The organism is Haloarcula quadrata, from assembly GCF_003634715.1.
In the GTDB taxonomy this organism is placed as follows: Archaea; Halobacteriota; Halobacteria; order Halobacteriales; family Haloarculaceae; genus Haloarcula; species Haloarcula marismortui.
In genome coordinates this window covers 85,297-112,019 of sequence record NZ_RBWW01000002.1, presented here as the reverse complement: position 1 = coordinate 112,019, position 26,723 = coordinate 85,297, and the positions used below count along the sequence as shown (strand labels likewise).

General features: G+C 59.9%; 26 protein-coding genes and 2 pseudogenes. 11 read left to right on the top strand and 17 right to left on the bottom strand.

Going from position 1 to position 26,723, the window contains the following annotated elements; genetic code table 11:
* Positions 1-129: 129 nt before the first annotated feature.
* A complete protein-coding gene (locus tag BDK61_RS17755; protein WP_011224898.1) occupies positions 130-1,158 on the bottom strand; it encodes a sulfite exporter TauE/SafE family protein in 1,029 nt (342 codons plus the stop codon).
* A gap of 3 nt (positions 1,159-1,161) precedes the next feature.
* Positions 1,162-1,323 carry a DUF7512 family protein gene (locus BDK61_RS23570; RefSeq protein ID WP_004966626.1) on the bottom strand — a complete coding sequence of 54 codons (162 nt, stop codon included), beginning with the start codon at positions 1,321-1,323 and terminating at the stop codon, positions 1,162-1,164.
* A gap of 378 nt (positions 1,324-1,701) precedes the next feature.
* Between BDK61_RS23570 and BDK61_RS17750 the strand changes: the two genes are divergently transcribed.
* Positions 1,702-2,541: a universal stress protein gene (locus tag BDK61_RS17750; RefSeq protein ID WP_121304012.1), complete on the top strand. Its 840-nt coding sequence runs from the start codon at positions 1,702-1,704 to the stop codon at positions 2,539-2,541.
* Between the two features lie 8 nt (positions 2,542-2,549).
* On the opposite strand, the gene BDK61_RS17745 is transcribed toward BDK61_RS17750, so the two are convergent.
* Genes BDK61_RS17745 through BDK61_RS17730 form a run of 4 tightly spaced genes read right to left on the bottom strand, consistent with a single transcriptional unit; the run spans position 2,550 to position 5,960 of the window.
* The gene (locus tag BDK61_RS17745) at positions 2,550-3,731 is read right to left on the bottom strand and encodes an inorganic phosphate transporter (protein WP_121304011.1); all 1,182 of its coding nucleotides are present in this window, start codon (positions 3,729-3,731) and stop codon (positions 2,550-2,552) included.
* Positions 3,732-3,750: 19 nt separating this feature from the next.
* Complete coding sequence (locus BDK61_RS17740; protein ID WP_004966623.1) at positions 3,751-4,221, bottom strand: YeeE/YedE family protein; 471 nt, start codon at positions 4,219-4,221, stop codon at positions 3,751-3,753.
* Positions 4,221-4,712 (bottom strand): YeeE/YedE family protein, encoded by a 492-nt coding sequence (locus tag BDK61_RS17735; RefSeq protein ID WP_004966622.1) that lies wholly within the window; start codon positions 4,710-4,712, stop codon positions 4,221-4,223. The genes BDK61_RS17740 and BDK61_RS17735 overlap by 1 nt, the downstream gene beginning before the upstream one ends.
* Before the next feature lie 6 nt (positions 4,713-4,718).
* Complete coding sequence (locus BDK61_RS17730) at positions 4,719-5,960, bottom strand: MBL fold metallo-hydrolase (protein WP_121304010.1); 1,242 nt, start codon at positions 5,958-5,960, stop codon at positions 4,719-4,721.
* Positions 5,961-6,209: 249 nt separating this feature from the next.
* Here BDK61_RS17730 and BDK61_RS17725 point away from each other — a divergent pair, with 249 nt between their 5' ends.
* From BDK61_RS17725 to BDK61_RS17715, 3 genes are read left to right on the top strand one after another with little or no spacing between them, the layout of a single operon-like run.
* Positions 6,210-6,455 (top strand): sulfurtransferase TusA family protein, encoded by a 246-nt coding sequence (locus BDK61_RS17725; RefSeq protein WP_004966620.1) that lies wholly within the window; start codon positions 6,210-6,212, stop codon positions 6,453-6,455.
* A gap of 1 nt (position 6,456) precedes the next feature.
* Positions 6,457-7,029, top strand: a complete 573-nt coding sequence (locus BDK61_RS17720; protein WP_004966619.1) for a DsrE/DsrF/DrsH-like family protein — start codon at positions 6,457-6,459, stop codon at positions 7,027-7,029.
* Positions 7,030-7,070: 41 nt separating this feature from the next.
* Entirely contained in the window at positions 7,071-7,781 is a 711-nt protein-coding gene (locus BDK61_RS17715; protein WP_121304009.1) for a type 1 glutamine amidotransferase, read from the top strand.
* 9 nt (positions 7,782-7,790) lie between these two features.
* Here the strand turns inward: BDK61_RS17715 and BDK61_RS24375 are convergent.
* Positions 7,791-7,922: pseudogene (locus tag BDK61_RS24375) on the bottom strand (aminotransferase class V-fold PLP-dependent enzyme); the annotation flags it as partial.
* Positions 7,923-8,105: 183 nt separating this feature from the next.
* Here BDK61_RS24375 and BDK61_RS17705 point away from each other — a divergent pair.
* Genes BDK61_RS17705 through BDK61_RS17695 form a run of 3 tightly spaced genes read left to right on the top strand, consistent with a single transcriptional unit; the run spans position 8,106 to position 9,906 of the window.
* The gene (locus BDK61_RS17705) at positions 8,106-8,354 is read left to right on the top strand and encodes a sulfurtransferase TusA family protein (RefSeq protein WP_121304008.1); all 249 of its coding nucleotides are present in this window, start codon (positions 8,106-8,108) and stop codon (positions 8,352-8,354) included.
* Positions 8,351-9,496: an NAD(P)/FAD-dependent oxidoreductase gene (locus BDK61_RS17700; RefSeq protein WP_121304007.1), complete on the top strand. Its 1,146-nt coding sequence runs from the start codon at positions 8,351-8,353 to the stop codon at positions 9,494-9,496. The genes BDK61_RS17705 and BDK61_RS17700 overlap by 4 nt, the downstream gene beginning before the upstream one ends.
* Positions 9,497-9,507: 11 nt before the next feature.
* Entirely contained in the window at positions 9,508-9,906 is a 399-nt protein-coding gene (locus BDK61_RS17695; protein WP_007188601.1) for a hypothetical protein, read from the top strand.
* 122 nt (positions 9,907-10,028) lie between these two features.
* Here BDK61_RS17695 and BDK61_RS17690 read toward each other — a convergent pair whose 3' ends face one another.
* The 3 genes from BDK61_RS17690 to BDK61_RS17680 form a co-directional block, all read right to left on the bottom strand.
* Positions 10,029-10,253: a YgaP family membrane protein gene (locus tag BDK61_RS17690; RefSeq protein WP_004966614.1), complete on the bottom strand. Its 225-nt coding sequence runs from the start codon at positions 10,251-10,253 to the stop codon at positions 10,029-10,031.
* A 220-nt stretch (positions 10,254-10,473) separates the two neighbouring features.
* Complete coding sequence (gene trxA / locus BDK61_RS17685) at positions 10,474-10,884, bottom strand: thioredoxin (protein WP_004966613.1); 411 nt, start codon at positions 10,882-10,884, stop codon at positions 10,474-10,476.
* Positions 10,885-11,208: 324 nt separating this feature from the next.
* Positions 11,209-12,273 (bottom strand): ABC transporter substrate-binding protein, encoded by a 1,065-nt coding sequence (locus BDK61_RS17680; RefSeq protein WP_121304006.1) that lies wholly within the window; start codon positions 12,271-12,273, stop codon positions 11,209-11,211.
* Between the two features lie 197 nt (positions 12,274-12,470).
* Here BDK61_RS17680 and BDK61_RS17675 point away from each other — a divergent pair, with 197 nt between their 5' ends.
* The gene (locus BDK61_RS17675; protein WP_121304005.1) at positions 12,471-13,706 is read left to right on the top strand and encodes an ABC transporter substrate-binding protein; all 1,236 of its coding nucleotides are present in this window, start codon (positions 12,471-12,473) and stop codon (positions 13,704-13,706) included.
* A gap of 96 nt (positions 13,707-13,802) precedes the next feature.
* On the opposite strand, the gene BDK61_RS17670 is transcribed toward BDK61_RS17675, so the two are convergent.
* Entirely contained in the window at positions 13,803-14,147 is a 345-nt protein-coding gene (locus BDK61_RS17670) for a GNAT family N-acetyltransferase (protein ID WP_338036083.1), read from the bottom strand.
* 113 nt (positions 14,148-14,260) lie between these two features.
* Positions 14,261-14,374, bottom strand: a pseudogene (locus tag BDK61_RS17665) (IS6 family transposase); the annotation flags it as partial.
* Positions 14,375-14,554: 180 nt separating this feature from the next.
* Here BDK61_RS17665 and BDK61_RS17660 point away from each other — a divergent pair.
* Complete coding sequence (locus BDK61_RS17660; protein WP_121304003.1) at positions 14,555-16,120, top strand: ABC1 kinase family protein; 1,566 nt, start codon at positions 14,555-14,557, stop codon at positions 16,118-16,120.
* A 355-nt stretch (positions 16,121-16,475) separates the two neighbouring features.
* Here the strand turns inward: BDK61_RS17660 and BDK61_RS17655 are convergent, their stop codons facing one another.
* Positions 16,476-17,810 carry an IS4 family transposase gene (locus BDK61_RS17655; RefSeq protein WP_244209796.1) on the bottom strand — a complete coding sequence of 445 codons (1,335 nt, stop codon included), beginning with the start codon at positions 17,808-17,810 and terminating at the stop codon, positions 16,476-16,478.
* A 42-nt stretch (positions 17,811-17,852) separates the two neighbouring features.
* The gene (locus tag BDK61_RS17650; RefSeq protein ID WP_121304002.1) at positions 17,853-18,704 is read right to left on the bottom strand and encodes an IS5-like element ISHma10 family transposase; all 852 of its coding nucleotides are present in this window, start codon (positions 18,702-18,704) and stop codon (positions 17,853-17,855) included.
* Positions 18,705-18,864: 160 nt separating this feature from the next.
* Between BDK61_RS17650 and BDK61_RS17645 the strand changes: the two genes are divergently transcribed.
* Both BDK61_RS17645 and BDK61_RS17635 read left to right on the top strand, forming a co-directional pair.
* Positions 18,865-20,010 (top strand): ISH3 family transposase, encoded by a 1,146-nt coding sequence (locus BDK61_RS17645; RefSeq protein ID WP_121302948.1) that lies wholly within the window; start codon positions 18,865-18,867, stop codon positions 20,008-20,010.
* A gap of 276 nt (positions 20,011-20,286) precedes the next feature.
* Positions 20,287-21,525: an MgtC/SapB family protein gene (locus BDK61_RS17635; RefSeq protein ID WP_121304001.1), complete on the top strand. Its 1,239-nt coding sequence runs from the start codon at positions 20,287-20,289 to the stop codon at positions 21,523-21,525.
* Positions 21,526-21,658: 133 nt separating this feature from the next.
* On the opposite strand, the gene BDK61_RS17630 is transcribed toward BDK61_RS17635, so the two are convergent.
* The 3 genes from BDK61_RS17630 to BDK61_RS17620 all read right to left on the bottom strand — a co-directional run bounded on the left by BDK61_RS17630 (position 21,659) and on the right by BDK61_RS17620 (position 26,291).
* Positions 21,659-24,079, bottom strand: coding sequence for a heavy metal translocating P-type ATPase (locus tag BDK61_RS17630; protein WP_121304000.1), 2,421 nt, complete (start codon positions 24,077-24,079; stop codon positions 21,659-21,661).
* 59 nt (positions 24,080-24,138) lie between these two features.
* On the bottom strand, positions 24,139-24,888 hold the full coding sequence (locus BDK61_RS17625) for a helix-turn-helix domain-containing protein (RefSeq protein ID WP_121303999.1): 750 nt from the start codon (positions 24,886-24,888) through the stop codon (positions 24,139-24,141).
* 215 nt (positions 24,889-25,103) lie between these two features.
* Positions 25,104-26,291, bottom strand: a complete 1,188-nt coding sequence (locus tag BDK61_RS17620) for an orc1/cdc6 family replication initiation protein (protein WP_121303998.1) — start codon at positions 26,289-26,291, stop codon at positions 25,104-25,106.
* Between the last annotated feature and the right edge of the window lie 432 nt (positions 26,292-26,723).

Sequence of the window (26,723 nt, the reverse complement as noted above, 5' to 3'; positions counted from 1 at the left end):
GAAAGAACGCAATGTTTCCACTTAACGAGTTGCGAACTGTGCAGTGAGGCAGGGACATACTCGGAAGTAAGTACCGGCTCAATTGAGGGTGCGTGTCAGACCGTGAGAAAAAAGTGGTCTGACGCACCCTCACGCGGGCGATGACGACTGACGCTCTTCCCGGAGCGCAGTGATGCTGCTGTAGACGACAGCACCACTGACCAGCAACGCGGAGCCGAGGATGAGCACCAGACTGACCGTGTTCAGGGCGTCGATACCGTAGACGTTGCCGATTTCACGGACCGCGACAGCGAGGGCGCCGCCGAGCAGCATTAGCCCGAAGTACACCTTGATTTCGTCTTCGTCGACGATGCTCGTCGCAGCGGAACCCACACGGGCCCCGAAGGCGCTCCCTGCCAGCAGCGGGAGCACAATGGAGAGGTCGACACCACCGTCCAGCGCGTACAGGAAGCTCCCGAGCCCGCCTGAGAAGACGATCTCGAAGAGGTCGGTCCCGACAGCGATGGGGACGGGAACTCCGATGAGATAGAACAGCGCGGGCATACGGATGAATCCGCCGCCGACACCGAGGAAGCCCGAAAGCAGGCCGGTAACGAACGCGACGCCAAGTATCATCCAGAGGGAGACGCTGACGCCGCCGCGAAGCGATATCATCGGCGGGATGCGGTACGATTGAATCTTCTTTGCGATGTCCGGGATGTCGTCGGCGTCGACGTCGCCCTCCGCGGCATCGTGGTCGATCCCCTCGCCGCCATCGCCACCTCGAAGTGCCTCGTAGGTGACGAACGCGCCGATACCGCCCAGAAGGACGACGTACGTGACGCTGATGATACTGCCAGCCAGCCCGAGCGTTTCCAGATGGAGGACTATCTCTTTCCCGGCTTCGATGCCGGCGGTCGTTCCGGCGATCATCAGCACCCCCAGTTTGTAGTCGACCTGCCCCATATCTCGGTGCTTCAGTGTAGCGATAACCGATGTGCCAAACACGAATGCGAGCCCGCTCCCGACGGCAACACGGGTGGGATACCCCATCACCAGCAGTGCCGGGGTGACCAGGAACGACCCACCCATCCCGAAGAAGCCAAACAGGACGCCGATGAGCAGGCCGAACCCGACAAACAACACCACCATCGCCAGGCTGAGTCCCAGTATCTCCATTCGTCACTCCCCTCGTAACCGCTCAACGACACGCTGTCCGAATGCCTCTTCTACTGCCCCGTACCCGACGTAGAGGATGGCCGCCTCCAGCAGCACCGCGCCGATGAGCATTGCCGCGTCGATGCCGTCTGCGCCCATCGATGTGAAGGCCGCGAGGTCTACCATGGGGATTCACCTCTGATATTGTGCTGTCGTGAACGTATCATACTTTTCTACTCAATCACCCCTAATCGGAGGGTACTGATAACAGTTTTGGGACTGTCAAACAATATTATCGACGGGTATCACACCGCTATCCCACGGAGATATCTGCATACGTTATACAAATATCGGCCACATATGGTCACTGTTCAAAACCCTGCTTCTTGCCTGTAATAATGTTGCGCGCGCTGTTCTGTCGCGTTTATGTAATCGGCTCTCAGTACGGCGTGGCTACCTAGATTGACCTACCGTCAGGTGAGACAGCAGCTCTACAGACCAATCCAAATCTGACTGTCTTGTACAAACAAAACAATATTAACAGTTGGTCGCGTACCGTCGAGTATGAGAGCCATCTATGCGACAGACCTCTCGGCGGCGAGTGAAGCGGCGATACAGAACGAGACCTGTCTCGAGTGCCTCGGACGCATCGGTGTCGATACGGTCCACCTCGTCACCGTCATCCCATCGAACGTCCACGCAGGGATGCCGGGAATGAACTTCAGCAAGCGGCGCAAACAGGGACTTACGCGGTACCAGAATGTGATGGAGGACGCCGGGTTCGACACTGAGACCCACGTCGTGCGTGGGACTCCCCACCGCCGCATCAACGGTATCGCGGAGGCAGAGAAAGCCGACGTGACAATAATCGGGTCCCGGGGGCAGAGTCCACTCAATAACCGCGTCATTGGTTCCACTGCTCGGAACCTCGCGCGAACCACGGTGGTGCCGTTGCTGGTCAACCGCATCGAACGCAGTACAGACGAACCGGACGTGCTCAGGGAGCACCTGTTCCAGCGGGTGCTCTACGCGACTGACTTCTCTGAGAACGCAACGCGTGCCTTCGACGCGTTTCAGTATCTCCGCCACGCGACCCAGGAAGCGACGCTTGTCCACGTGGAATCACCGAAAGATGCGACGAGCGAGGCGGACCCAGCTGAACAGCTTGCGTCGCTCGCCGACACACTGTCACAGTGGGACATCGAAACGAACGTCGAGGTCCGCCGTGGCGACCCCGCTGAGGAGATTCTCGATGTCGAAGCGGCCGTGACGCCAACGACAACGCTCGTCGGCTCTCGTGGCCAGAGCCGGATGCGCCGGCTGTTGCTCGGCAGCGTCTCCGAGGATATTGTCGCGCAGGCGACCGGGAACGTCTACCTCGTCCCGCCGCCACGAACCGCCTGAAACGGGGGTCAGAGCGCGCCCATCGCGGTCATTAACCCGAAGCCAACGGCCAGCGCAAGCGTGAACGACCCGGCCCACGCGCCAACCGTGACCACAATTTTCTGTGGGTCAACCGCCTCGCTGCCGCCGACTGCGGCACCGCTTCCGATGATCGCACTGACGATAATCTCGTTGAACGACACCGGCACACCGAGGAAGACGGCGAGTTGCGCGATGAGGAACGAGGGGACGAGCGCGGCGATAGAGCGCCGCGGGCCCAGCGAAGAATAGTCCTGTGCGAGCGATTTTATCATCCGTGGCGCGCCGGTCCACGACCCGACCAGAATTCCGAGGCCACCCCCCAGCAGGACGACCGCTGGCGAGAGCGCCCCAACCTCGTCCAGCAATGGGAGCAACGGACCGACCGCCAGCCCGACCTGACTCCCACCGGCTGAAAAGGCGACCAGAGAACCGAGCGCTAGCAGGACGTGTCTGAGTCCGCCCGCCTCGTCGTGGCGGATGTCTCGGTACACCGCGGCCCACACCACGGCGGCGACAGTGCCGGAGAGAACGACTGTCGCCACGACGCCGTCGATGCCGAGCAGTCGCTGGCCGAGGCTCGTCAGCGAACCGGGGCCGCCGCCGGACCCGAGAAACGCGAACTCGACGTTGGCCAGCACGACGCCGACCAGCGCCGCGAGCGTCGGAATGGTGGCCTTTTCGGGGGCATCAGACCGCGGCAGCACGCTCGCGATGGCGTAGGCGAAACCGCCGCCGACGACCGGTGTCAGGACCCAGACGGCACCGATTTGCTGGTACTTCCCCCAGACGGGGGTGCCACCGAGGGCCAGCCCGACACCGATGATTGCGCCGGTCACAGTAAACGCCGTCGCGATGGGGTAACCGGTGTAGATACCGACGGCCATGAGCCCAGCGCCGGCCAGCAGCGCGACGATGACCCCAGTGGCGGGAAGGGTGACGCCGCCGATGAGGCCGCGGCCGACCGCTTCCGAGACGTTCGCCCCCTGTGTCACCGCGCCCGCGAGCCCGAAGATGCCGACGATGAACGCCGCCCGCATCGTCGAAATGGCGTTGGCACCGACAGCGGGCGCGAACGGCGTCGCGCCGCTAGAGCCAGCACCGATAACCCACGACATGAACAGGCTCGCGAGACCGGCGGTCAAGAAGAGCGCGAGAAGCTGGAGTTCCATTGTGAAAATCGGGGTACGTTCAGTCCGCTCCCGTGGGGGACGGGTCGACGCCGTCGGTTGCGCGGCTTCGCCACCACCCCTGGAGGTACGCACCGAGGAACATCCCCGCGAGCGCCCACAGAATAGTCACGTTTCCGATGCCGAGGCTGGCATAGGCGGCACCCGGACAGATCCCGGAGAGCCCCCAACCGACGCCGAATATCGCGCCGCCGATCAGCACGTTCCGGTCGAAGGACTTCAGCCGACGTTCGAATGGGTCGCCGGTCAGCGGTGCCCGGTCCAGCACGCGCGGCATGACAAAGAACACGATCCCTGTCACGGCCGCGCCGCCGAACATCACGAACAGCAGGCCGAAGTCCTCGAACTGGAGGAAGTTCAGCACCACCTCGGGACGGGCCATGTGGCTGTAGCCGAGGCCGAAGCCGAAGATGAGCCCGCCGACCAGCACGAGCGGGATGAACAACGGGTGTCGGTCCGTCGACGTCGCCATTACGGCGTCACCCCCAGTGCGGCGACGACCTGTGCAGTCAGTATCGCGACCAGCAGGAAGGCGAGGACGCCCGCCAGTGACGTTTTCGAGGCCGATCCCACGCCACAGACGCCGTGGCCCGAGGTACAGCCCTTCCCGACGCGGGTTCCGATACCGACGAAGATGCCACCAAGCAACAGCCGCCACCAGGAGACATCCGTTGTCCACGCGCCACCCTGATAGACGACCGCGTACACGGCCGCGCCGAGGATGATGCCGAGCGTGAACACGAGCCGCCAGTCCCGAGAGGCGACGTACTGCTGGAACCGCGACTGGCCGGAGACGTACGACAGCGTCGATTCGAGGAACGTGCTCGCGCCGGCGCTAATGCCGGTGCCCACGTAGATTACCGCCGCGCCGAGACCGACGAAGAGGCCGCCGATGGCGTACCGGCTGATACCGTTGGGGAACAGCTCGGCGGCCAGTTGCAGCGGGACAGGGTCAGCTACCATCGACGGTTAGTCACCCGCGAGCGATTCCTGGCTCGCCGCGCAGTTGTTCGGTCCGAGTTCCAGCGTGAACGCCTCCTCGTCGTCGACGGTGTTCTGGCCGAGGTTCGTCGCGATGATGTTCTCGTAGTTCGCCGGTCGCGGTGGCATATCGGCCAGAATCGTCTCGACGAAGTCGTCCTCGTCCATAGTGAGAGCGTCCATCTCCTCGACAAGCTGGCCGATCGGTGCGGTGTAGGTGCCGTCGTTCGCCGGTTCGGCCGCGTCGCTGAAGTGCGCGCCACCGATGAGCGTATCATCGGGCAGTGTCAGCACGCGCTCCTGCAATGACTCATAGAGCATCCGAGCTGCGTCGGGTGCGCCCTCGTCGCCCTCTTCGAGGTCCGGTCGGGCGACACTCTCGATGAAAAGCCCGTCACCGGTGGCGAGCAGGCTGTCGTCGACGAGATACGAGGTCATCCCGGTCGTGTGGCCGGGTGTCGCGACGGTCTCGATGGTGACGTCGCCAACCTCGAAGGTGTCGCCGTCCTCGGCAGTCGTCAGGCCGTCGGCGTCCTGCCGAGCTTGCGAGACAGGGCTCGCGGAGCTCTGCTCCGCGGCGTAGGTGACCCCGCGGTCCACGGCGGCTGCGGGGATGACGCCCTCGACGCCCGCCGCATCGAGGCCGCGGACCCCCGAAATGTGGTCCGCGTGGATGTGCGTGTCAAGCGCGTATTTCAGGTCGACGCCCAGCTCGTCAGCATCGTCGAAGTATCGGTCGGCAAAGGCGCGCAACGGGTCGATGATAGCGGCTTCGCCGTCGTCGTAGACCAGATAGCCGAGACAGCCGGAGGACAGCCGCTGGTACTGTAGGAGTGTGCCGGCTCCGACGTAGTCAGTGACTTCGACGGTCTCGTAGATGCGCGCCCACCCGTTCATGCCGTCTTCGAGGTGGTGAACGTCGTAGCCGCGGTCTGCGAGTGTGCCCGCGACGTACTCGCTGGCCCCGCCTTTCGCACAGAGAACCGTAACCTCGCGGTCGTCCGGAACATCCGCGATGATGTCTGCATCTAGCTCGTCTTCCAGAAAGTGGAAGTACGGGACGTTGATGGATTCGACGTTTTCCCCGTCGATGTGCCATTCCTCGTAGTCCCCGGACATACGCGCGTCGAGGATCGTGACCGACTCTCCGTCGTCGATACGCGATTTCAGCGTTTCGGGCGTGACCGATTCGACGTCTGCGTCCGGCGTCGGGAAGTCTTCAGCGTTCATGTAGTACACTCATTGCTACAGGGTTGAGGCATAAAAGAGTTTGTATAGAAATTCCCAATATATACAATATCATTCCGTTAGAGAACACCGATAAAGTACAGTTATGGTGTAAGAGGCTCCCTGGAAGCTATTTGGGAGCTCATTGTCCAAAGTTGGTGTTGCTAGAATAGCACAATAATCGATATTCTTTTAACCATCCACCCGATATTGTGTAGTAGCTCCAATACAGTAGCTGGAGTCTTTCCAACAATGAGTGAAGCATTCGACATCGCAGAGACGCTCGACGTGAAAGGTGCATCGTGCCCAATGCCGGTCGTCAAGACGAAACAGGCGATAGACGACCTCGCCGAGGGGTCAGTACTGGAGGTCATCGCGACCGACAGTGGCAGTATGAGTGACATCGAGGGCTGGGCCGAGGGAACGAACGGCGTGGCACTACTCGAACAGGTCGACGAAGGCGACGTGTACAAACACTACGTCGAGAAGACGGACTAAAATGAGCACGGACACACCATCGGCGGGCGACGGCGATTCGATGACCGAGGCGGAGCTGCAGGCTCGGATCGAAGAGCTCGAAGAGACCGTCGCTGACTTGGAAGCCGACGACGAGCAAAAGAAGATGACTATCGTCGCGACCCAAGGGTCGTTTGACATGGCATATCCGCCGCTCATTCTCGCCAGCACCGCGGCCGCGTTCGGCTGGGACGTGGTCGTGTTCCACACGTTCTGGGGTCTGGATATCCTCCACGAGGAGAAGTCCGAGAACCTCCAGTTGTCGGCCGTCGGCAACCCGAACATGCCGATGCCGAACGCGCTCGCGGCGCTGCCTGGCATGGACCGCATGGCAACGCGGATGATGGAAAAGCGTATCGACGACAACGGGACGGCGACGATCGACGAACTCATCGAGTTGTCGCTGGACCAGGGCGTCGAACTGCAGGCCTGTCAGATGACCATCGAACTGATGGACTACGACGAGGACGACTTCTACGACGACGTTACTGTCGGCGTCGGGGCGGCCACTGCGCTCCAGCATATGGCCGAGTCCGACATCCAACTGCTCGTCTGAGCGACGAGAGCCACTGAGCGGCTTTTCCCGGCCCCCCAAACATGAACCAGACAATCGCAATCGTCGATGCATCAGTCGGTGAGACACCCGCAGAACGAAATCTGACCCGGTCGCTTGACGCCGAGACGACGGTGTACAAAGTCAGCGATGGTCATCTCCCACCGGTGCCCGCGGGCGGCGACTGGCGGTACGACGGCGTGGTTATCAGTGGGTCACAGACATCGGTGTACGACGACCACGGCTGGATTCACGACCTCACGTCGTGGGTCCGGGACGTCCACCGGGCGGACGTACCAACCCTGGGGATTTGCTGGGGCCACCAGTTCCTTGCGCAGTCTCTCGGTGGGCGCGTGGTCGACATGGGCGAACACGAACTCGGATACCGAACAGTTCACCGGCGAGACGAGGATCCGCTGTTTGCCGATATGTCGCCGTCGTTCACCGCGTTCCAGACACACTCTGACCGCGTCGCCGAACTGCCTGCGGGTGCGGTAGAACTGGCGCGAAACCAGTACGGCATACAGGCGTTTCGGCTCGGCACACGCTACGGCGTGCAGTTCCACCCCGAGTACGACCGCGAGACAGCCGAGTGGGTCATCGGCAACAAGGACCTCACCGACGAACGGCGGGAGGCAGTAACGGCAACGATCACTGATGAGTCGGTCGCAGCCGCCCGGGAGGCGACGACGGTGTTCGAGAACTTCCTCGGACTGGTCGCCACCCATCAGCGGCGACCGGGTCGACTCGACTGACTCGGTACGTCAGAATTCCGCCGTCAGTGCCGTCGCAAGCCGGTCGACTTCTGACTCAGTATTGACTGCGTGTGTCGACGCCCGCACCGCCGATGGCTCGGGTAGCGAACGGACGACGATGCCTTCATCGGCCAGCCGTTCGTCGGCCCCACCGGATTCTTGCCATCCTCCCCGCTCTGAAGGGCGGCACGTTCGCCCCGAACTTTACTTAAACTGGTGTGTGGTCACCGAGGGTGTTTGCGTATAGATAAACTGCTTTCTCACAGTCTTGGAACACCCATACATTATTAAATTCATAGCTTGCCTATGTACAGATGAGAAAGCATGACCACCAATCAAAGTCACACTGAGGCTGACACGACTGTCGACGCTCGGGGCGCGACCTGTCCGGGTCCGCTGATGGACCTCATCTCGGAGGTTCGGGCCGTCGGCACCGGCTCCGTTATCGCCCTGTTGAGCGACGCTGAGGAGTCGCCGTCGGAGGTCCAGGAGTGGGCCGACGAGTCCGGCAACGAAGTCCTTGACATCGCCGATGAAGGCGACCACTACAGGATTCACGTGAAGAAACTATGACCGAACATATCGCAATCGTCGGTGGCGGCACCGGTGGTACCGTACTGGCGAACACCCTCGTGGAGAAACTCGATGCGGAGCTAGCCGCCGGCGAGGTCGAGATCACGCTATTCAACGACAGTGGGGACCACGTCTACAAGCCGGTCTGGCTCTACGTCGCTTTCGGACAGCGCGAACCTGCGGACGGCCGCCGGCCCCTTCGAGAGGTCGTCGATAACCGCGTCACCATCCGGCAGGACTACGTCGTTGATGTTGACCACGAGCGCAAGGAACTCGAACTTGTCGACGCTATCGACCCTGCGCCGTACGACAAACTTGTCGTCGCGACAGGGGCACAGCTCGAACCAGAGCGGGTTCCGGGCCTCGCCGAGGGCGGGCACCACTTCTACGGCGAAGACGGTTCCCAAGCTCTCCGTGATGAACTCTTGGAAATGAACGGCGGCCACATCGTCCTGAGCGTTGTCGGGACGCCACATATGTGTCCGGCCGCGCCGCTTGAGTTCACGTTCATGGTCGACGACTGGCTCCGAGAACGCGGCCGTCGGGACGCGTTCGACATCACCTACACCTACCCCATCATGCGGGTCCACGGAAACGAACATATCGCGGAGTGGGCCGACCCGCGACTCCGGGAGCGCGATATCGCCATTGAGACGATGTTCAACGCCGAGGCTGTCGACCCCGATGCGGAGACGATTACGTCGATGGAAGGGACGGAGCTGGACTACAACCTCCTCGTCGCCATCCCGCCACACACCGGCAGCGACTTCGTCGAGTCGGCCGGCCTCGGCGATGGAGGGTGGGTAGATGTCGACAAGCACACGCTCGAAGCGACCGGCTTCGACGACGTGTACGCCATCGGCGATGCCGCCCAGACCGGGGTCCCAAAGGCCGGGAGCGCGGCGCACTATCAGGCCCACGTCGTCGCTCAGCGACTCGCGAGTGAGGTCCGCGGCCAGCCAGCGACAGCTGTCTACGGCGGCAAGACCGTCTGCTTCATCGAGACTGGGATGGATGACGCCACGTTCGTCGAGTTCGACTACGAACGCCCGCCTGAGCCGAGTGAACCGAGTCGGGCCATGCACTGGTCGAAGCTTGCGTACAACGAATCCTACTGGCTCACAGCGCGGGGGCTACTCTGAGGTGACAAACAATGAGTGAACAACAATCATCGGCTGACGATCTGAGCGAGGAACTGACCACCGCCATCGAGGAGAACCCCGAGGCCTTCGCCACGTTCGTCCGCAATCTCGATACGGTCAACGAACTGGTCGAAGTAGCCGAACTCGGGACCGCTGCGATGGACGACGAGATGGTCACCTCCCTCGCCGGGACTGGCGCCTCGCTCGGCGAACTCGCCGAGACAGCCGCCAGTGATGACACACGAGGCGCGCTACAGACTGTCCTCGGCGCACTCGGCGACGCGAACTCCAGCGGGCCAGTCGATCTGCACGATGTCTGGGATGGGATCCGAAGCGGCGAGTTTCTTACCGGCATCCGATACGTGCTCGCCATCGTCCGGTCGCTCGGTCGTGCGGTCCAGAACCAGTGAAATCGTATTTTTCGTCATTGCCAGATGCCTGGCCACCTGTCTGAGAATAGGCTGACCGGGAACCTCGATTCGAAGAATCAGTCGCTGCTTGGCGTGAGCCGATCAGGCCCCGCCCCGATTGTTCACCGGGTGTCGACAGAGCAGGTGTCGACACCCAGGAGTCCGTACAGCCCGCAGAATCCGGTGAAGCCAGTGACGAGCAACAGCACCGCGGCGAGCCCGAGCACAGGTGCAAGTATTGCTGGCAGCGGAACGGTGCTGGCGAGGATACCGAGCGATACCAGCCCCGCGATGGCACCGATGAGGATTCTGGCAGTCTTGTCTGTCGAACCGACGTTACGCTCCATACAACACGGTTAGTCCTCCAAGAACAATAAATCTTTGATTGTACAATATAAACAATAGTAGCTCTGTTGAAACACTGGGTCGCTACCAGCGCTCAGAAGCCATACTGGCTAAAGTCTAAGCCGGTTAGCGATCTTCCGCTGGCGATTGAGACGTGAATCCACCAATACACCAGATGTGACTCCAGTGCGGTAGCAAACTGGGATGACACAGCCGAGAGAATCAGGTGTAGCTCTCGATGAGCGACCGGAGTTGCGGTTCCTGTTGCATCCCCACTAAGCGCTCGACCGGCTCCCCATCAACGAACAGCAACAGCGTCGGTACGCTACGGACGCCGTATTTGGCTGCCAACTGCTGGTTTGCGTCGATGTCGACTTTCGCTACGGTCGCGGCGGTGCCAGCGGCGATGCGCTCGACGACGGGTTCGAGTTGCTTGCACGGGCCACACCAGTCGGCGTAGAAGTCCACGAGGACGACCCCATCATCAACGGTGTCCTGTAGGTCGCCTGCGCCGTGGACGTGGACTGGTTCGGCTGCCGACTCGCTGTTCTCGTTCTCAGCAGCGGTCCCTCGCTCTCCGTTTCGGAGCTCTTCGAGCTTCTTCTGTCGGATCTCTGCTAGCTCGTCGGTCATCACCGTTTAGTATGCGCTCGCGGCGTTTATTTGTTTTGTAGCTAACGCACAATACCGCTCTCTGGAACGGGGGCCCTGAGTTCGTTGCGACACACTCGCGAGTCATCTCGCCGACACCTGTGTTCGCCAGGTAGTTCGGACACGCACAGACTAATTTCCGATTATGACTGTTCATCTGTCCACCACTCCACATTTCCTGTGAAATCTGGTCGCTATCTGGTGGTATTTTACTGGAAACAGTGGTGTGTCCAGAACCGTGGCAGTAGCGTGATAGCGCTCGCCATCGATGACACTGGTTTCATGTCTGGCCGTCACCGCAGTCAGTCAGGTAGAGCCGGTGATGATATCTGCCACCCGCTGCCGGTCGAACACTGTCTCCTCGGAAAACTCGTCGGAGTAGATCCGCTGGGCCGCGGCTTCGGTCTGGAAGAGGTTGATGATCGGCCCCTGATCAAGATATCCACCACGGTAGACTGCGTCGTTCTGGACAGCGGTCAGTTCGCTGGCGACAGGGTTGTTCCGCAGCGAGTCGACGATGGTCTCCTCGAAGGTTGCCTGATCCTTTTCAACCTGTCCACGGACCAGCAGAACATCCGGATCAATATCCAGCAGCGTCTCGAAATCCACCTTGAGACTCGTGTTGCCCGAATAGTGTCCTACGTCGGTCCCCTCGAAAGCGTCCCGGAGCCGTAGATCACGCCAGTGTTTCTTTCCGACACCACCGTCATAGAGCTGGTAGGGGTAGAACGTCTCCGGTGTCTTGTCTGCGGGGTAGAGCAGTGCCGCCTCTGGAGTCGTTTCGGGCAGTCGCTCCTGGAGGTTGGTCAGGAACTCCTCGTGGAACGACGCGAACTGCTGGTAGCGCTGCTCGCGGTCCAAGACCTGTGCAATCTTCTCGAAGGCCCCGTACAGCGAGTAGTACGGGTAGTCGTGCCAGTCGTCGCTACGCCGCCGGATGAAGTTCCCGAAGAAGGGACCGATGTTCTCTTTGACTTCCCGAATGTCTCGGTCGTCCCAGTCGTACCAGTTGCGTAGCTGGTTTGGTTCCATGAAGTGGATGTCGGCATCTATCTCGTAGAACAACTCTTTATCGACGCCATCCTGATAGAGGGTCGTCACCGCATCGGGGTCGTACTCGACACCGGGGAGTTCTTCGTAAAACTCGGTGGCATACCGGTATGGCAACTGTATTCCGAGCGTCTGGCCTGCGTCGAGGGCCATCCCCATGTCGGCGTAGCTCGGGAGCAGTGCCACCCAGTCTTCCGGAGGCCCGTCAAAGGTCACGGGCCCCATCGGTTCCATCGAGACAGTGTAAGAGTCGGCCGATTCGGGCGTTGACTCACTCTCACTGCTCCCACTACTACAGCCCGCCAGCAGGCCGCTTGCCATTACTGTTCCACTTGCGATATAGGTTCGTCGTCGCATATTTTTAGGCTAGCCTAAAAACACAAAGTCCTATTGGAATCTCTCTCTGGCTGAAATCAGTCTGCGCTGCTGTGCAGCATCACAGCGTGCTCCGCCAGTTGCCGTGATTCCGGCGTGTCCGAAGCACAACGCTTATTATATTTAGGCACGCCTAAAATTCTATGGATGATAGCGAAGCGACATTAGTGACGCGGCGTCGCATCCTGCGAACGAGCGTCGGTACTGTTGGGACGCTGGGGGTAGCTGGTTGCCAGTCCGGGGCCGAAGAGGCGGCGTCCGCGACTGGAGACACGCCAGCAGAGAACGAGGACACGGCGACACTCACCGATGAGCAGCGGACCACGGCCGAGGACGCGGCGACCGCGAGCAGTTCTTACTCAGTGTCGATGGAACCGGTCGGGGAGGTCACCTTCGAGTCCGTCCCCGACCGCTGGATGACCTACTACAGCACGTACGGGGATATGGGGATTGCCCTCGGCCACCTCGACGGCCTCGCCGGGCTGTTCTACGTCGGTGACTGGCCAACCGACTTCTACGACCGGCTCCCTGGTGTCGGCGTCTCCCTTGAGGACGTCCAGAAAATCAGTGCGAGCGATGGTATCGACCGCGAGGTGTTCTACGAGATGGATTGCGATGTCCACCTGATGGATCCAAACATGCTGACCTGGATCGACGACAACTGGAGCGAATCCGATGTCGAGGACGTCCGAACCGAGGTCGGCCCCTTCGTGGGCAACCACATCCGTCGTCGCGGGTATGAGTGGCACAATTACCGGCCGTACTCGTTGTACGAGGCCTTCGAGACCGTGGCCGAGGTGTTTCAGGAACACGATCGATACGAGGTCCTGCGCGAGGTCCACGATGGGCTGCTCGCCGACCTGCAGGCGGGCCTCCCGCCGGAGGACGACCGCCCCTCAGTCGGCTTCCTTTCGGTCAACTCCGATTTCGAGTCCGGGACGTTTTACGCCTATCCGCTCGGAGCGGGCAACGGCAAGAAACAGTACCGTGACGTTCGCATCGACGACGCCTTCGCGGACGACATCGACGGCGCGTTCGCCGAGTGGGACTACGAACAGTTGCTGTCGGCTGACCCGGACGCACTCGTATTCCTCTATGGCTTCTCACACACGAGCGCCGAAGACTTCGAGTCCGGAGTCGAGCAGATGCGTGACGACCCGGTCGGGAGCCAACTGACCGCCGTCGACGAGGGCCGACTCTACCGCGGCGGCACCGAGTACCAGGGCCCGATCATCAATCTCTTCCAGACCGAAGCCGCCGCAAAGCAACTGTACCCCGACCAGTTCGGCGCGTGGAACGGGCTCGAAGATCCCATACCCGAAGCGGAGCGCCTGTTCGACTATCACCGCGTTGCGGACGTCATCAACGGTCTGGCCTGAGGCGAAGCGACTGACGCTGTGTCAGAGCCTGCGCCTCTTCCCGGGATAGCGATGTTTGGAGCAGTTCTCTGTGCGCTTGTGTCCGACGTACTGCCACTACTCGTGGTTCATCCGGGCTTCTACGCTGGCTACCATATGACACTTCGTCTGTTCGAACCCGAGCTTCTCGTAGAAGGCGTTGGCTCGGTTGTTGTCGACATGCGGATCGAGACTGAACTCTTCACACCCGGCGTCGTGTGCCCAGTGTCTGAGACGGTCAAACAGGTCCTCTGCCAATCCCGTTCCACGATACGGTTCGTCAACGTAGATGTCACAGATGAACAGTCGGTCGGGGCGGTCAAAGACACGCGGCGCTTCGTCGATTTCGGCCGCGATATACCCGGCAAACTCACCGTCGATATCGGCGAGCGGAGTCCCATCGGTGAATCCATCGACGGCGATCCATGTTCGATAGTCCGGCGAATCGAGGCGGTCGACGCGGAATGGGAGTTCCGCCGCGACGAGGTCGATGTCGTCGGCGAGTGAGAACGCATCAACGGTCGATTCGAGTTCACCGCAGTATGGAGACGCACCCCAAACCGCCGGACGGGTGTCGGGGTGCGCTCATTCTCCCAAACGTCTTGGCTGTCCTCATCTAACGTTTCTCTGAGGAGGTCTGCGAGTTGCATGGACACTTCTCGCTACGACCTCCTCGTTTCTCAAACTCGCCCAACTAGACAGTGCCTGCAATCCTAAGAGACTAAATATCCGAGGGGATCCAGTTTTCCTCCATTTATATATGCCACTTGATCGAAACCAATGTATGTACTGTCAATTGACGCTCCTCGACCGCTATTCACTCCGATAGAATGAGCGGGTTGTTTCGCCGGTACTTGGTCGTTCTCGTCCGGTTTTTCCCATTCGCGCTGGCATTTCTCCGCGATCGACGGCGGTTCATCCTGTTTGGCTCACGAAGGCAGGTCCCGGACGAGGCCCATCGACAGCGAGCCGAGCAGATCCGGGATACGATGCTCGAACTCGGACCAGCGTTCATCAAAGTCGGGCAGGTACTCTCGACACGCCCCGATATCGTCCCGCCGGTCTATGCCGACGTATTCGGAACCCTCCAAGACGAGGTCCCCGAGGGCGCGGGGGGAGATCCAAAGCACGTCATTGCACAAGAGCTTGGCGACGAACTCGATCAGTCGACACTCGAACCGGTCGCCGGCGGGTCGCTCGCGTACGTCTATACGGCGACCTACCGAGGTGAGCGAATCGCACTGAAGATGCGACGTCCTGAACTGAAGCCCATGATTACGCGTGACCTTCGGGTCGTCCGGGGACTGGTTCCGTTGATTCGCCCCTTCGCTACCGAGCGCCAGCAGTATTCGATCGAAAATGCGGCTGACGATTTTGAGGACATAATTCTGGACGAACTGGACTTCGACCGCGAAGCGACGGTCATGGCTGACATCAGGGAGAATTTCGACGGCGATGAGCGAGTCGTGATCCCTGCCGTCTATGAAGACCTGTGCTCGGAACGAGTGCTAGCGATGGAGTATCTGACCGGGCAGAAAGTAACTGACGGCAACGCCTTCGACGGTATCGATATGACGCCACACGAGATGGCGACACGGATCATCAATGTGTATCTGCAGATGGGACTCGTCGACGGCGTGTTCCACGCTGATCCCCATCCGGGTAACCTCGCCGTCACAGACGACGGCCGTCTGTTGCTCTTCGATTTCGGCATGAACGAACGCCTTCCACCCACGGTTCAGGAGGACATTGTCGCGCTCTATCGGGCACTCGTCCGTCGTGACGTGGATGATCTGGTAGATGCGCTTGTCGCGCTCGATGTCCTTGAGCCACACGTCAACCGTGCTGAGGTCGGCCGGGTGCTTGCGCTCGTCATCGAGAACCTCGAAGGCCGCTCGGAAGTCACTTGGCGGATGATAATTACGGAATTGACGACAAATCTCCGTGCGTTCCCGTTCCGGATTCCGCCGGACGTAATGTTACTCATCCGGGTCGGGACCGTCGGTGAGGGTGTCTGTCGGCAGCTCGATCCGGAGTTTGACTTTCTCGCCGCTGTGCGCTCATTCCTCGTCGAACAGGGGCTCATCGAGAACGAACTCAATGCACTCATCGAGGAAACGCGGGCAGATATTCGCCGGTCGCTTCCTGCACTGGCACGGGTCCCCTCTCGGGTCGATAGAACGTTGTCCCGGCTTGAGCGGGGCGAACTGGTCGTCCGTACAGACCCGGTTGAGGGACGCGGAACGGGTGCACAGAAGCTCGGCTACGCGGTGGTCGCTGGCGCGCTCATCGTGGCCGCAGCGATTCTGACGTTCCACGAGCGCCCGTACGAAATCCCCGTGGGTGCCGCCGCCGCCGGCTTTCTGCTGTTCTATCTTGTCGACATCAGGTCATAATTTTCAGATTCACCGGGTCCCAGAAGAACAGACGGCAATTCGCCCGAGGAACAGGACAGAGAGTGACAGCACGGGGAGACGGTCATCTGAAATGGCTCGTCCAGTTTGCTGCTCTCCAAATAACTCGAACCGAGCATGGCCCCATAGCACCCCATCCGTTCTAGTCTAACTTGATTCGGCTGACAGAGATTGTGCCAGAGCTGGTGATACATCTACGGTGAATAACTGGCGCTGAAGATTCGATCTGCTCGTGTGTGACAGCCTGAACTTCTCTCAGGAGGAAGAAGCACTGAATTGCCCATCTGGACCGAGTAGCGCAGCTAACCAGCGACGCGAATCCAGCGTTCTCGCTGGATTACGCGAGCTTGGCGTCAAACGAGTTGTACTGTACCTCCTCAAGCAATAAGGTACGGTGAGCGTTCGGGTTCAATCCGTCGTTCATCAGCGATTTGACGAGACTTGGCGTCTCATAGCCGAGTCGCCGAGCGACTCGGCGGAGTATCCGATCATTCCGGCGGCTCACAGCCTTTGCCCAGCGCTCTCGTGGCAGCAGTGACGACGGCTCAATGTCGTCGTCACTGCAGTTGTCTTCGAGAATCTCGATGAACAGTTCTCGAAGTGTCCGGCTCACAACGAGTGAAATGAGGCTGATCAGAATGAGCGCTTCAACGACCTCTGGTTTGGTTGTATCCATCTTGTCAAGGGCGTATGTAGTCTTGAGTTCACGGAAGAGAAGCTCTACTTCCCATCTAGCTTGGTAGAGCTTTGCGATATCTGAGGCAGCGTAGTCGTCAGCTGGAAGATTCGTGATGTAGAGGTGGTACTGCTGTTGGTCCTCGTTCCAGACACCAACGACGCGAAACGTCTCAACGGCACGGCTGCGCGTGCCGTTGTAGACGCGTCGCTTGAACTCGACCTCGCTCTTGGCATCAATCACGTCACGATGCAGATCGTCCAGAATATCCTGAACTTTTTCTCCCTCCAGAGAAATGGCGTTGCCACGCCATTCCCTGAGTTCGTCGACGATCTTCGGTTGTGCGTTTGGCTTCAACCGCGTCAGGAACCAGCCGCCGTTAGTGTCGATCAAGTCCATCGTCCGGTACTCGAAGTACGCCTGATCGTACAGCAGCAGTGCGTTCTCCAGCCATGGTCCAGTCGACAACTGCGTTGACTCGTGCGTGCGAGCGTCTGTGATAGAAAACTCGGTAGGGAGGCCTGTACTGGTTGATTCGACCACGTGGAGCTTCGCTCCAGCGTGGTCGTCACCAAAGCCAGGGAACTCATCAAACAGCTCCTGGAACAGCGTAATGACTGTCATATCCACGATGAAGACTTCACGGAACTCCTCAAACCGTCCTTGGAGACGGTCGCTCTCGTGATCGAGGTCCTCAAGGGCCTCCTTGAGGACCTCTCGAAGGAATGTACACAGTTCAGGCGTGAACCACTCGTAGAAGGATGAGTACCTGATCGTGCCACCAAAGGTATCGATGTAGGTTTGGCGGAACGCTTCGATTGTTCTGTGCCCGGCTGAGAGAAATCCGAGCGCAAGCGCCCAGAACAGAGCGTCAGCTTCCAACTTCCCGCCGTCGCGCTGCACCAGTCCGGTTGCGCGAGCCAGCTCGCGCAGCCGGCTGTTTGGAAAAGTATTCACCAACCGCTCTTCGATTACCTCATCCGGTGGTAGTTTCATTCACTTTCCACGGCTCAATTGAATCCGGCGAATTTCGGCGTTTCAGCGTTCAGTTGCCTGCTCCACGTTGTAAACGCCGGCTATGAGCGTTATCTCCCGGAACTGGCGGAACCAGTCACGCGCTCGGACGGCGGAGCCGTGCGAGCGCTTGATTGAGGAGTTGACGGACTCGGTCTGTGATCGCTGACCATAGAGCTCGTCGTCTATTCGGGCGTTGTGTGCGTGATCGTAAGGAGCGAAAACACGGTGCTTTATCAGCGGACGAATCCCGGCGTTTCGAAGCTCCTCACGGAAGCTCATGTCATCATAGCCTTTGTCAGCGGCCAAGCTTCGAAGGTCGCCCGCGTTCCGCAGGGCGACCTTCGGGCCGATCTTGGTTTCGTCAGGCCACTTCGTGCTGCAGTGTAAGTCAAGAATTGCTCCCTCAGCTGTATCTACGAGAAACGTCGTCTGGATCGTTTTGACGGAACGATCAATCCGTCGCAAGTAGTGAGACGATGCTTGCTGACGGTCGAAGTAGGTGGCATCAATTGCGGCGTGACCATTCTGGTCCAGCAGCTCCGCCGACCGGCGGAGCAGCTGTCGCCAGACAGTCATCGATGCCCGTTTGAACGCCTTACACAGCGTCGAAGGCGCGGGAAACTCTCCGCGTTGAAGATTCAATACCGCTCGAACACGTTCCATCTCTTCGGCCCAGTCGATGATTTCCTCGTACTCCGCGCTCATGTGTTCGCGCAGATAGAGCAAGACTGCGTGCTTCCAGCCGGCAAACCCGTTGCCGGCTGGATCACTCAGTTCCATCAGCGCAGCGTCAGTAAGCTTTTGAGCGAGTGAAGCCACTTGCTTCACGAAGCGGAAGAGGGTGTTGTGCATAACATTACTCTCCCGCTTCATACCCGTGATTCTAACGACCTATCCCGGCGCCGTCTGTGGATTCAATTGAGCCCTTTCCACCGGTTTCTCATCCCGGTAACATCTGGTGGTTTTCCTGCTAACTCAGCCTTAGCCTCAGTCGATCACATCGGGTTAGAGGAAGCGTCTACTTGGGAAGAGTGTGGAAGCCACCCAAGCAGACAGCGAGATAGAAGAAGAGCACCTGCTTAATTTTGTCGTCAATAGTCTTGACGAGGAACTTTCATTAGATCTCGGCGAGAATGTCAAGGTCACGGCAGAGACGCTCTATGAGGTCCTCGCCGGCGCCAGCGCCGGCGGGACCTCGATCAATCACGTCTGCGAAACGACTGACGACTCACCACACGCTAATACCGTCCGTGGACATCTCAGCGATCAGTTTGAACTGGATTCGGTTGAATCGGTTGGAGACACGCTGCTTCAACGAGATACGCTTGAGACACTTCCAGATCGACCGGTGGAGGTCTGCGCAGACCTCCACCTCGATCCCTACTACGGTGATGAGGACGAAACCGAGGCTCTGTACTCCTCACAGGCCAAGCGTGGAACAACGACGTTTCACGCCTATGCAACGCTCTACGTGCGCGTACGCAACAAGCGATACACGCTGGCGGTTCGCCAGCTCGTTGCTGGCGAAACCACCAGCGATGTCCTCGGTGAGTTTCTTGAACTCCTTGACGGCCTTGACCTCGGCGTCAAGGCCGTCTACCTTGATCGAGGTTTCTACAACAGCACCTGTCTCAAGCTGCTGTACGCGCACAATTACGCCTATGTGATGCCGATCGTCAAGTGGGGTGAGACGATTCAAAACAAACTCAGCAAAGGCTGGAGCCGCGAGATCGAACACGATCTCGCTGGCGAGGTGGAGTTCCCTGTGTTCATCGACTGCGTGTACCAGCAGGGACGGTACGACGAACACGGGGTGGCGCGTCACGGCTACGCCGCTGACGCGCCCTTTATCGACACGCCACGAGATGCACGAGATCACTACAGCAAGCGCTTCGGCATCGAATCAAGCTACCGATTAGCCAAGCAGAGCCTCGCTTTCACTAGTTCTCAGGATGCTGGACTACGGTTGGTAATGTTTGTAGTGAGCCTACTGCTTCAGAACAGCTGGCGATATCTCCACTGGAGGTACGTGGCGGCGCCCCGCCGTGGGGGGCGCCGCCTCTTGCAGTGGTCGTTCACGGAGTTTTGCGAAATGACGCTTCGCGCAGCTTGGACAGCACTTGGTGTCCGCAGGTCTGTTCCAGCGAATCAACCACTTGACGGCCGGTTCTTCCGGTAGCTGTCCATCGGGCCGGACGGCGGTCGTCAGTGGTGACACTGTCGCGTCGGCGGCAGTCCGCCGCCGACAGCGACGGTCCATCCCGAAAATCATGCTCACCAGCGGTTCGAAGATGCTCCACAGCTAGTTCGGTTTAGTTCACCGTAATCAAACGGGGTTACGCGGCTGTCGATGTGATCGACTGAGCCTAGAACGGATGCATAGCACCCACAGTAGACAATTGATTCCGGGCCTCACACCCGAAGTTTGACAACTTGGAGGACTGAACTCTAGAGAATGGTCGAGATCATCGACTCGCTTCTCCTTCGTCTCCTCGTTGCATTCGGTATTGGCGCTCTCATCGGACTGGAACGGGAACAGGCGGAATCTGGGGGAATGTTCGCCGGCAGCCGGACGTTTCCGCTGTTTGCCCTCGCCGGCGCAACCGTTCAGGCGTTCTTTCCTGCCCTCTTCCCTGTCACAGTCCTCGCTATTGCAATCCTCCTGACCGTCGCGTATGCCGGGAAAGTTCTGACCGAAGGAGATATCGGACTCACGACGGTGACTGCTGCATTGCTCACTGTCCTTCTGGGCGCGTTAGCAGTGTCCTCCGAACGCGGGACGGTCTTCGCGATCATTCTCGGCGGGCTTGTCACTATCCTCCTGTCTGCGAAGCCGACGATCCACAGGTTCGTCGACAAAATTGACGAACGTGAACGCCGTGCGTCCCTCAAATTCATCCTCGTCGTGTTGGTCGTGCTGCCAATTCTGCCTGATCGTGAACTCGATGTGCTGTATGGTCTCAATCCACGGTTTATCTGGGTGATGGTCGGCTTTGTCACCGGGCTGAGCTTCGTTGCCTACATCCTGAGTCGGGCTGTCGGAGCCAAGCGAGGAATTGCCCTCACGGGAATCCTTGGCGGATTCGTCTCTTCAACCGCGACGACGGTCTCGGTGGCCGAGCGAATCAGTGAAACTCCCGACCTCTACAGGATCGGCTCGTTTTCGGTTGTTGTCGCATCGATTGTCATGTTTCCGCGCGCACTCCTCGAGGTCGCTGTCGTGAACCGGGCACTCCTCCCTCAAGTCGCTGTGCCGCTCGGAGTGATGACTGGTGTTGGCGTGTGTATCGCCGGCATCGTCTACTGGCAATCGACCACAGAGTCGGCGGTCGAGACCGATCTCACGAACCCGTTTCGTCTCCGACCGGCACTGTTTTTCGGCGCTGTCTTCGCAATCGTGCTCCTGGTGTCCCAGTCCGCAAATACCTGGTTCGGCGATTCGGGTATCTACGTGACTGCGTTTCTTTCGGGGCTTGCTGACGTCGATGCGATCACGCTTACGCTGAGCGCACTCGAAGCGGACGGTGAGATCTCTGCCAGAGTCGCAACTACCGGTATCGTCATCGGTGCTATTGCGAATACGCTCACAAAGGCCGGCCTCGCGTGGCTACTGGGGACGGTCGAACTGGGCCGGCGGGTGACGGCCGCTCTTGGGGTCGTCGCCGCCGCTGGCATCGTTGTCGTCGTCCTGTGATTCGCTACGCTAGCGGAGCTACGTCGCTCTCAAGAGAGCGCGTCTAAAAGCCTGTACCGACTGCGGTCACACAACTCTGGTGTCGCGACGGTCTCAGAATAGCTATGGACGTGAGTGGTGAGGTGGCGAAACGTCAGGCGTCGAAAAACCGGTCAGGCTTGATTCGCGATAGCCGCATCGCGTTTCCGGTGACGCCGAGGCTCATCCCCATGTCGCCGACCACGACCGCGAGCGCGACGCTTACCAGTCCCAGTGGGACGCCCAGTGCGAGCAGGAGCTTCACGCCGAGGCTCACCCAGATATTCTGTCGGATCACGTCGGTGGCGGTGTGTGACAGCTCGTACAGGTAAGGGAGCTTCCCGATGTCATCGCCCATCAGTGCGATATCCGCAGTTTCCAGCGCGGTGTCGGTGCCGGCAGCACCCATTGCAATGCCGACCTCTGCGGTGGCGAGTGCTGGTGCGTCGTTGATCCCGTCGCCGACCATCGCCACCGTACCGTACTCCGCCTGCAACTCCTCGACCGCGTCGACCTTCTCGTCTGGCAGGAGTTCGGCGCGATACTCGTCGACACCGACCGTGTCGGCGATGGCGCGGGCGGTGCCTTCGTTGTCGCCAGTCAGCATCACGACACGCTCGATACCGAGCGCCTGTAAGCGCTCGACAGCCTGTTTTGAGGCGGGCCGTACCTCGTCGGCGATAGCGATGGCACCCAGCAGTTCCGAGTCCGTTCCGACGATAATGACTGTCTTGCCCTCCCGCTCCAGTGCGGCGAGTGTATTCCCGGCGAATGCCCCGCCACCGGACACAGGTGTCTCTTCCGACACGACGCCACCGTCAGACCGATGATCTGAGGAGTCCCCGGTCGCTCCGCTCCTGAGGACACCGTCTGCCTCGCGGCGAGTACGTGAGAGGTCGAAGCCCACCTCCTCGAAGAGCGCAGGCTTGCCCGCGTAATATATCTCGCCGTCAATCTCTCCGCGGATACCCTTTCCGGTGAGAGTCTCGAAGCCAGTCACTGCAGGCAGGTCCTCTACACCGTCCTCGGTGGCACGGGTGAGAATCGCCGTGGCGATCGGATGCTCGCTGTGACGTTCCAGTCCGGCGGCGTGACTGAGGAGCGTCGCCGCGTCGGTGTCGCCGGCAGGGACAACATCGGTGACAGCGAGTTCGCCTTTCGTGAGCGTCCCCGTCTTGTCGACGGCGACAGCGTCGACCTCGCCCATCGCCTCGAGATAGTTGCCGCCTTTGATGAGAACGCCGTTCTTTGCGGCGCTGGTGATGCCCGAGACCACCGAGACGGGCGTCGAAATAACGAACGCACAGGGGCAGGCAATCACCAGCAGCGTGAGCCCACGGATGAACCACGTCTGCCAGTCGCCGACGAACGTGACTCCATACCCCGCTACAGCCACTGACACTGGGTCGGCGATGACCAGTGGCGGGATGGCGGCGGTCAGAATCGCCAGCACAACGACGGCTGGCGTGTAGTAGCCCGAGAACCGGTCGACAAACTGCTCAGTGTCGGTATTTTTCGCCTGTGCGCCCTGCACCATCTCGATAATGCGCGAGAGCGTCGAGTCGCCCGCCGTCGACGTGACCGTCACTTCGAGGTATCCCTCTTCGTTGATTGCGCCGGCGTAGACCTCGTCACCGGCGACCTTGTCGACGGGAACACTTTCGCCGGTGATCGGTGACTGGTCGACCGCGCTCTCGCCCTCGACGACCGTGCCGTCAAGCGGGATCTTGTCACCGGGGCGGACGGCCACAGTCTCACCCACCTCTACCTCGTCGGCGGGCACCGTCACTTCCTCGCCATCGCGCACAACGGTGGCCTCGTCAGGTGACAGTTCCATCAGTTCACGCAGAGAGTCTCGTGCCCTGTCCATCGCGTAGTCTTCGAGCAGTTCTGCAATGCTGAACAGGACGGCCAGCGTCGCAGCCTCAACGAAATAACCGATGCCGGTCGCGGCGATGATAGCCGTGCCCATCAGCAGGTCGATATCGAGACTTAGATTCTTCGCAGAGTAGTAGCCACTGCGGACGACGGGGACACCGCTGACGGCGACGGCTCCCAGAAACAGGGCGTCGGCAACGGACAACGGATACCCGAGAGCGCTTGCTACCGCGACGTTCTGTGCCGTCAGGAGAAATTTGAACAGGAGACCGAACGTGACCAGCGCTGCGCCGAGCCACGTCTTCTTCGCGCGGGGACTCGTCCAGACCTCCGACGGCGGCGCGATATCGGCACCGCCACCCGTCTCCGCTTGCTCATCGGCGTCGGAGTCCGGGCCGCCGCTGACCTCGTAGCCAGCGGCCTCAATCGCCTTGACCACGTCTGTCCCGCTGGTGCGCTCAGGGTCGTACGTGACAGCGGCCGTTCCCGTGGTCGGCTGGAGGGTGGCGTCGACAACGCCGTCAACGCGCTGGAGGCTCTTATCTACCTTCTGGGCGCAGGAGGGACAATCCATCTCGGGGACTGTGAGGCGGACAGTCCGCTCCTGTCGCTGACCGTCGCCACCCGCCCCCTCCTCCGCATCCGGATTCTCTGTCATTACTTCATGATTGGTGCGTGAGTTCGATAAGGCTTTATTGGAATATTCCAAACCGAGCGTCAGCGTGATACCGGCGGCTCTTCGGTCAGTCGCCTGCCTGCGACGTACTGTTTTGCCAACTGTTCCTCGGCCCGACGCAGTCGGTAGGTCAGCGTCGACCGCGGGACATCGAGGTGCTCGGCTAACTCGCCGCCGTCGACTTCCCGGGGTGACTCGTAGTAGCCGTGCTCGACGGCGGCCTGGAGTGCGGCCTCTTGTTCCGGCGATAGAGCGCTCTGTGTCCCGTTGGCTTCTCGCACCGACGCCGTCGTGTCGGCAGTACGGAGTATCTCCATCTGAGCACGTTCCCCGACGGCCGCCGCGAGCTCGTCGAAGAACGCGGCCACGTCACCGTCGCCGGAGTGAATGAGTCGCCACGTGTAGTGACGCCCCTCGTGGCGCGTCTCGAACAGCACCCCGTCGCCCAGGTGGTCCTGAGCGATGTGGGGAACCGAGGCACAGGCAGGGGTGCGCTCCCAGTCAGAGTAGAGGACGAGCATGTCATCGGCTCGGTCAAGGACGCGAGTGGTCTGTGTGGCACCGCAGTCCTCGGTGGCAAGACAGTCAGCGTAGTAGTCGCTGGTGAGGAAGGCGTCCTCGATGGCGGTGAGTGCGGCTGGCGTTCCAGTCGCGTGGTCAACCCGCCAGAGACGGTCAGCAGTGGCGTGCAGCGACAGCGAGCGGACGCGGGCATCGGGATGCTCGGCGAGGGCGTCTGCAACCCTGTTACAGCCCGGTTCGTAGTCAAGGGCGAAGACGAGTTCGCGCATACGCATCATACAGCCCGGTTCGATAAAACACGTCGGCACGGTACTGGCCAGCGCCAGTGAAAGTCAGAGCACGCCATCGGTATCGGGTAAGTCCTGTATTCGGCGGCTTTCGGTAGGCTGGTACCCGTCCAGAGTTACGTCACTGTGGGTAGTATAGTTCTGCTCTCTGTCTAACAGCGGAACCGGTGGGGTGGCTAACAGCGGAAGCAGTGGGGTCACGGGCTTTTTTTCAGGAGTTCTGAGAGGCCCGTTTTGATTGAACTGATGGATTGCTCTAACTCGAACTTCTTGTACTTGCCGCCGCCTTTCCCCCGGTTATACTCCGTCGAAGACACAATTCCGAGTTGTGTGAGTCCACCGAGATAGTCACGGACCGACCGCTCTGAAACCGGGTCCAGACCCTCCTCACGTGCTAACTCCTGATATGCACCCATGATATCCCGTGTCCGTGCCGGGGTGTCATCTTCCTCGGCGAGCCCAGTGAGTGCATAGAGAACGAGTTGCCCGTGGTCAGAGTAGTTGCGGATCCCTTCGACGACTTGGTCAGTTTGAAGCCGTTGCCGGGCTTCACGTACGTGGTGTTCAGTTACGAGCTCGTCGTCATACTTTCGAGCAAGGTCGCCGGCCTCAAGTAGGAGATCCAGAGCCTGACGGGCGTCTCCGGAGTCTTTCGCACCGTACGCAGCACACATTTCTATAACGCCGTCGTCAAGGACATCATCCTGAAACGCGACGGCCTCGCGCTGTTTCAGAACTAGCTGTAGCTCATTGGCATTGTATGCCGAGAACGACACTTCCTTTTCACAGAGACTCGACCGGACTTTTGAGGACAACTGGTTGCGGAAGTCGAGGTCATTTGAGATACCGATGACACCCAATTTCGCTTCGGAGATGTCACCGTTCGATCTGGCGCGGGGGAGTTTGTACAGCAGCGAATCGTCCTCAATGTGATCGACTTCGTCGAGAATGATAAGCACCGTTCCGCCCAGATCGTCGAGTGCATCGAAGAGGAATTGATACACTGAAGCCTGTGGATACCCGGTGTTTGAGATTTGATTCGCTGGATCACGAAGCGTGTTGACGATTGCGACCGCGGCCTGATAGCTCGAATTGAGTCCATCGCAGTTGACTTCGACCGTACTGAGGTCTAGTCCGTCGACATCTGCTGCATCACGTTCCAGAGCGGAGAGAAGGTATCGAGTGGCAGCGGTCTTCCCGACTCCGCTTTTTCCGTACAGAAAGATGTTTGACGGGGTTTCGTTGTTGATGACTGGCTGGAGCGCAGCGTGATACTTCTGGAGCTCCTCGTCACGTCCGACAAGCTCCTCAGGTGTCCACTCTTCAAGCAGTGCCTCGCGTTGTTCAAATATTGTGGATGTCGGCGAGAAAGTAATGTCGCTCATTTGTCTATAATTGTAACATGAAATGACTTAACCTTTGGTTCCGCTGCTTCCGCTGTTCGGTTGGCTATATAAGTGGACGACCCCACTGCTTCCGCTGTTAGATGAGAAATGGGCAGCTGCCCCACTACACCCCCACCCCACCGCTTCCGCTGTTAGGAGGGTGGCCAGGTGGTGCGTTTTTTGAGGAACGGGACCGGATAATTATGAGTAGGTAGACAGCGGGGTTGCAGTAACGGAGCGACACACCCACCCCACCACTTCCGCTGTTAGCTCGACAAAACGGGAGTGGGCTGACACAGCCCACTGCGTCTCCAGTCTGTACGGACCGAGCAACGCTGGTTTTTCCAGTCTATACAGGGCGAGTGTCGCGGTTTTTGACTCTCAGAGGATACACCACCCCCGCTCGAGGGATTTTTTGAGATGAGGGAGTCG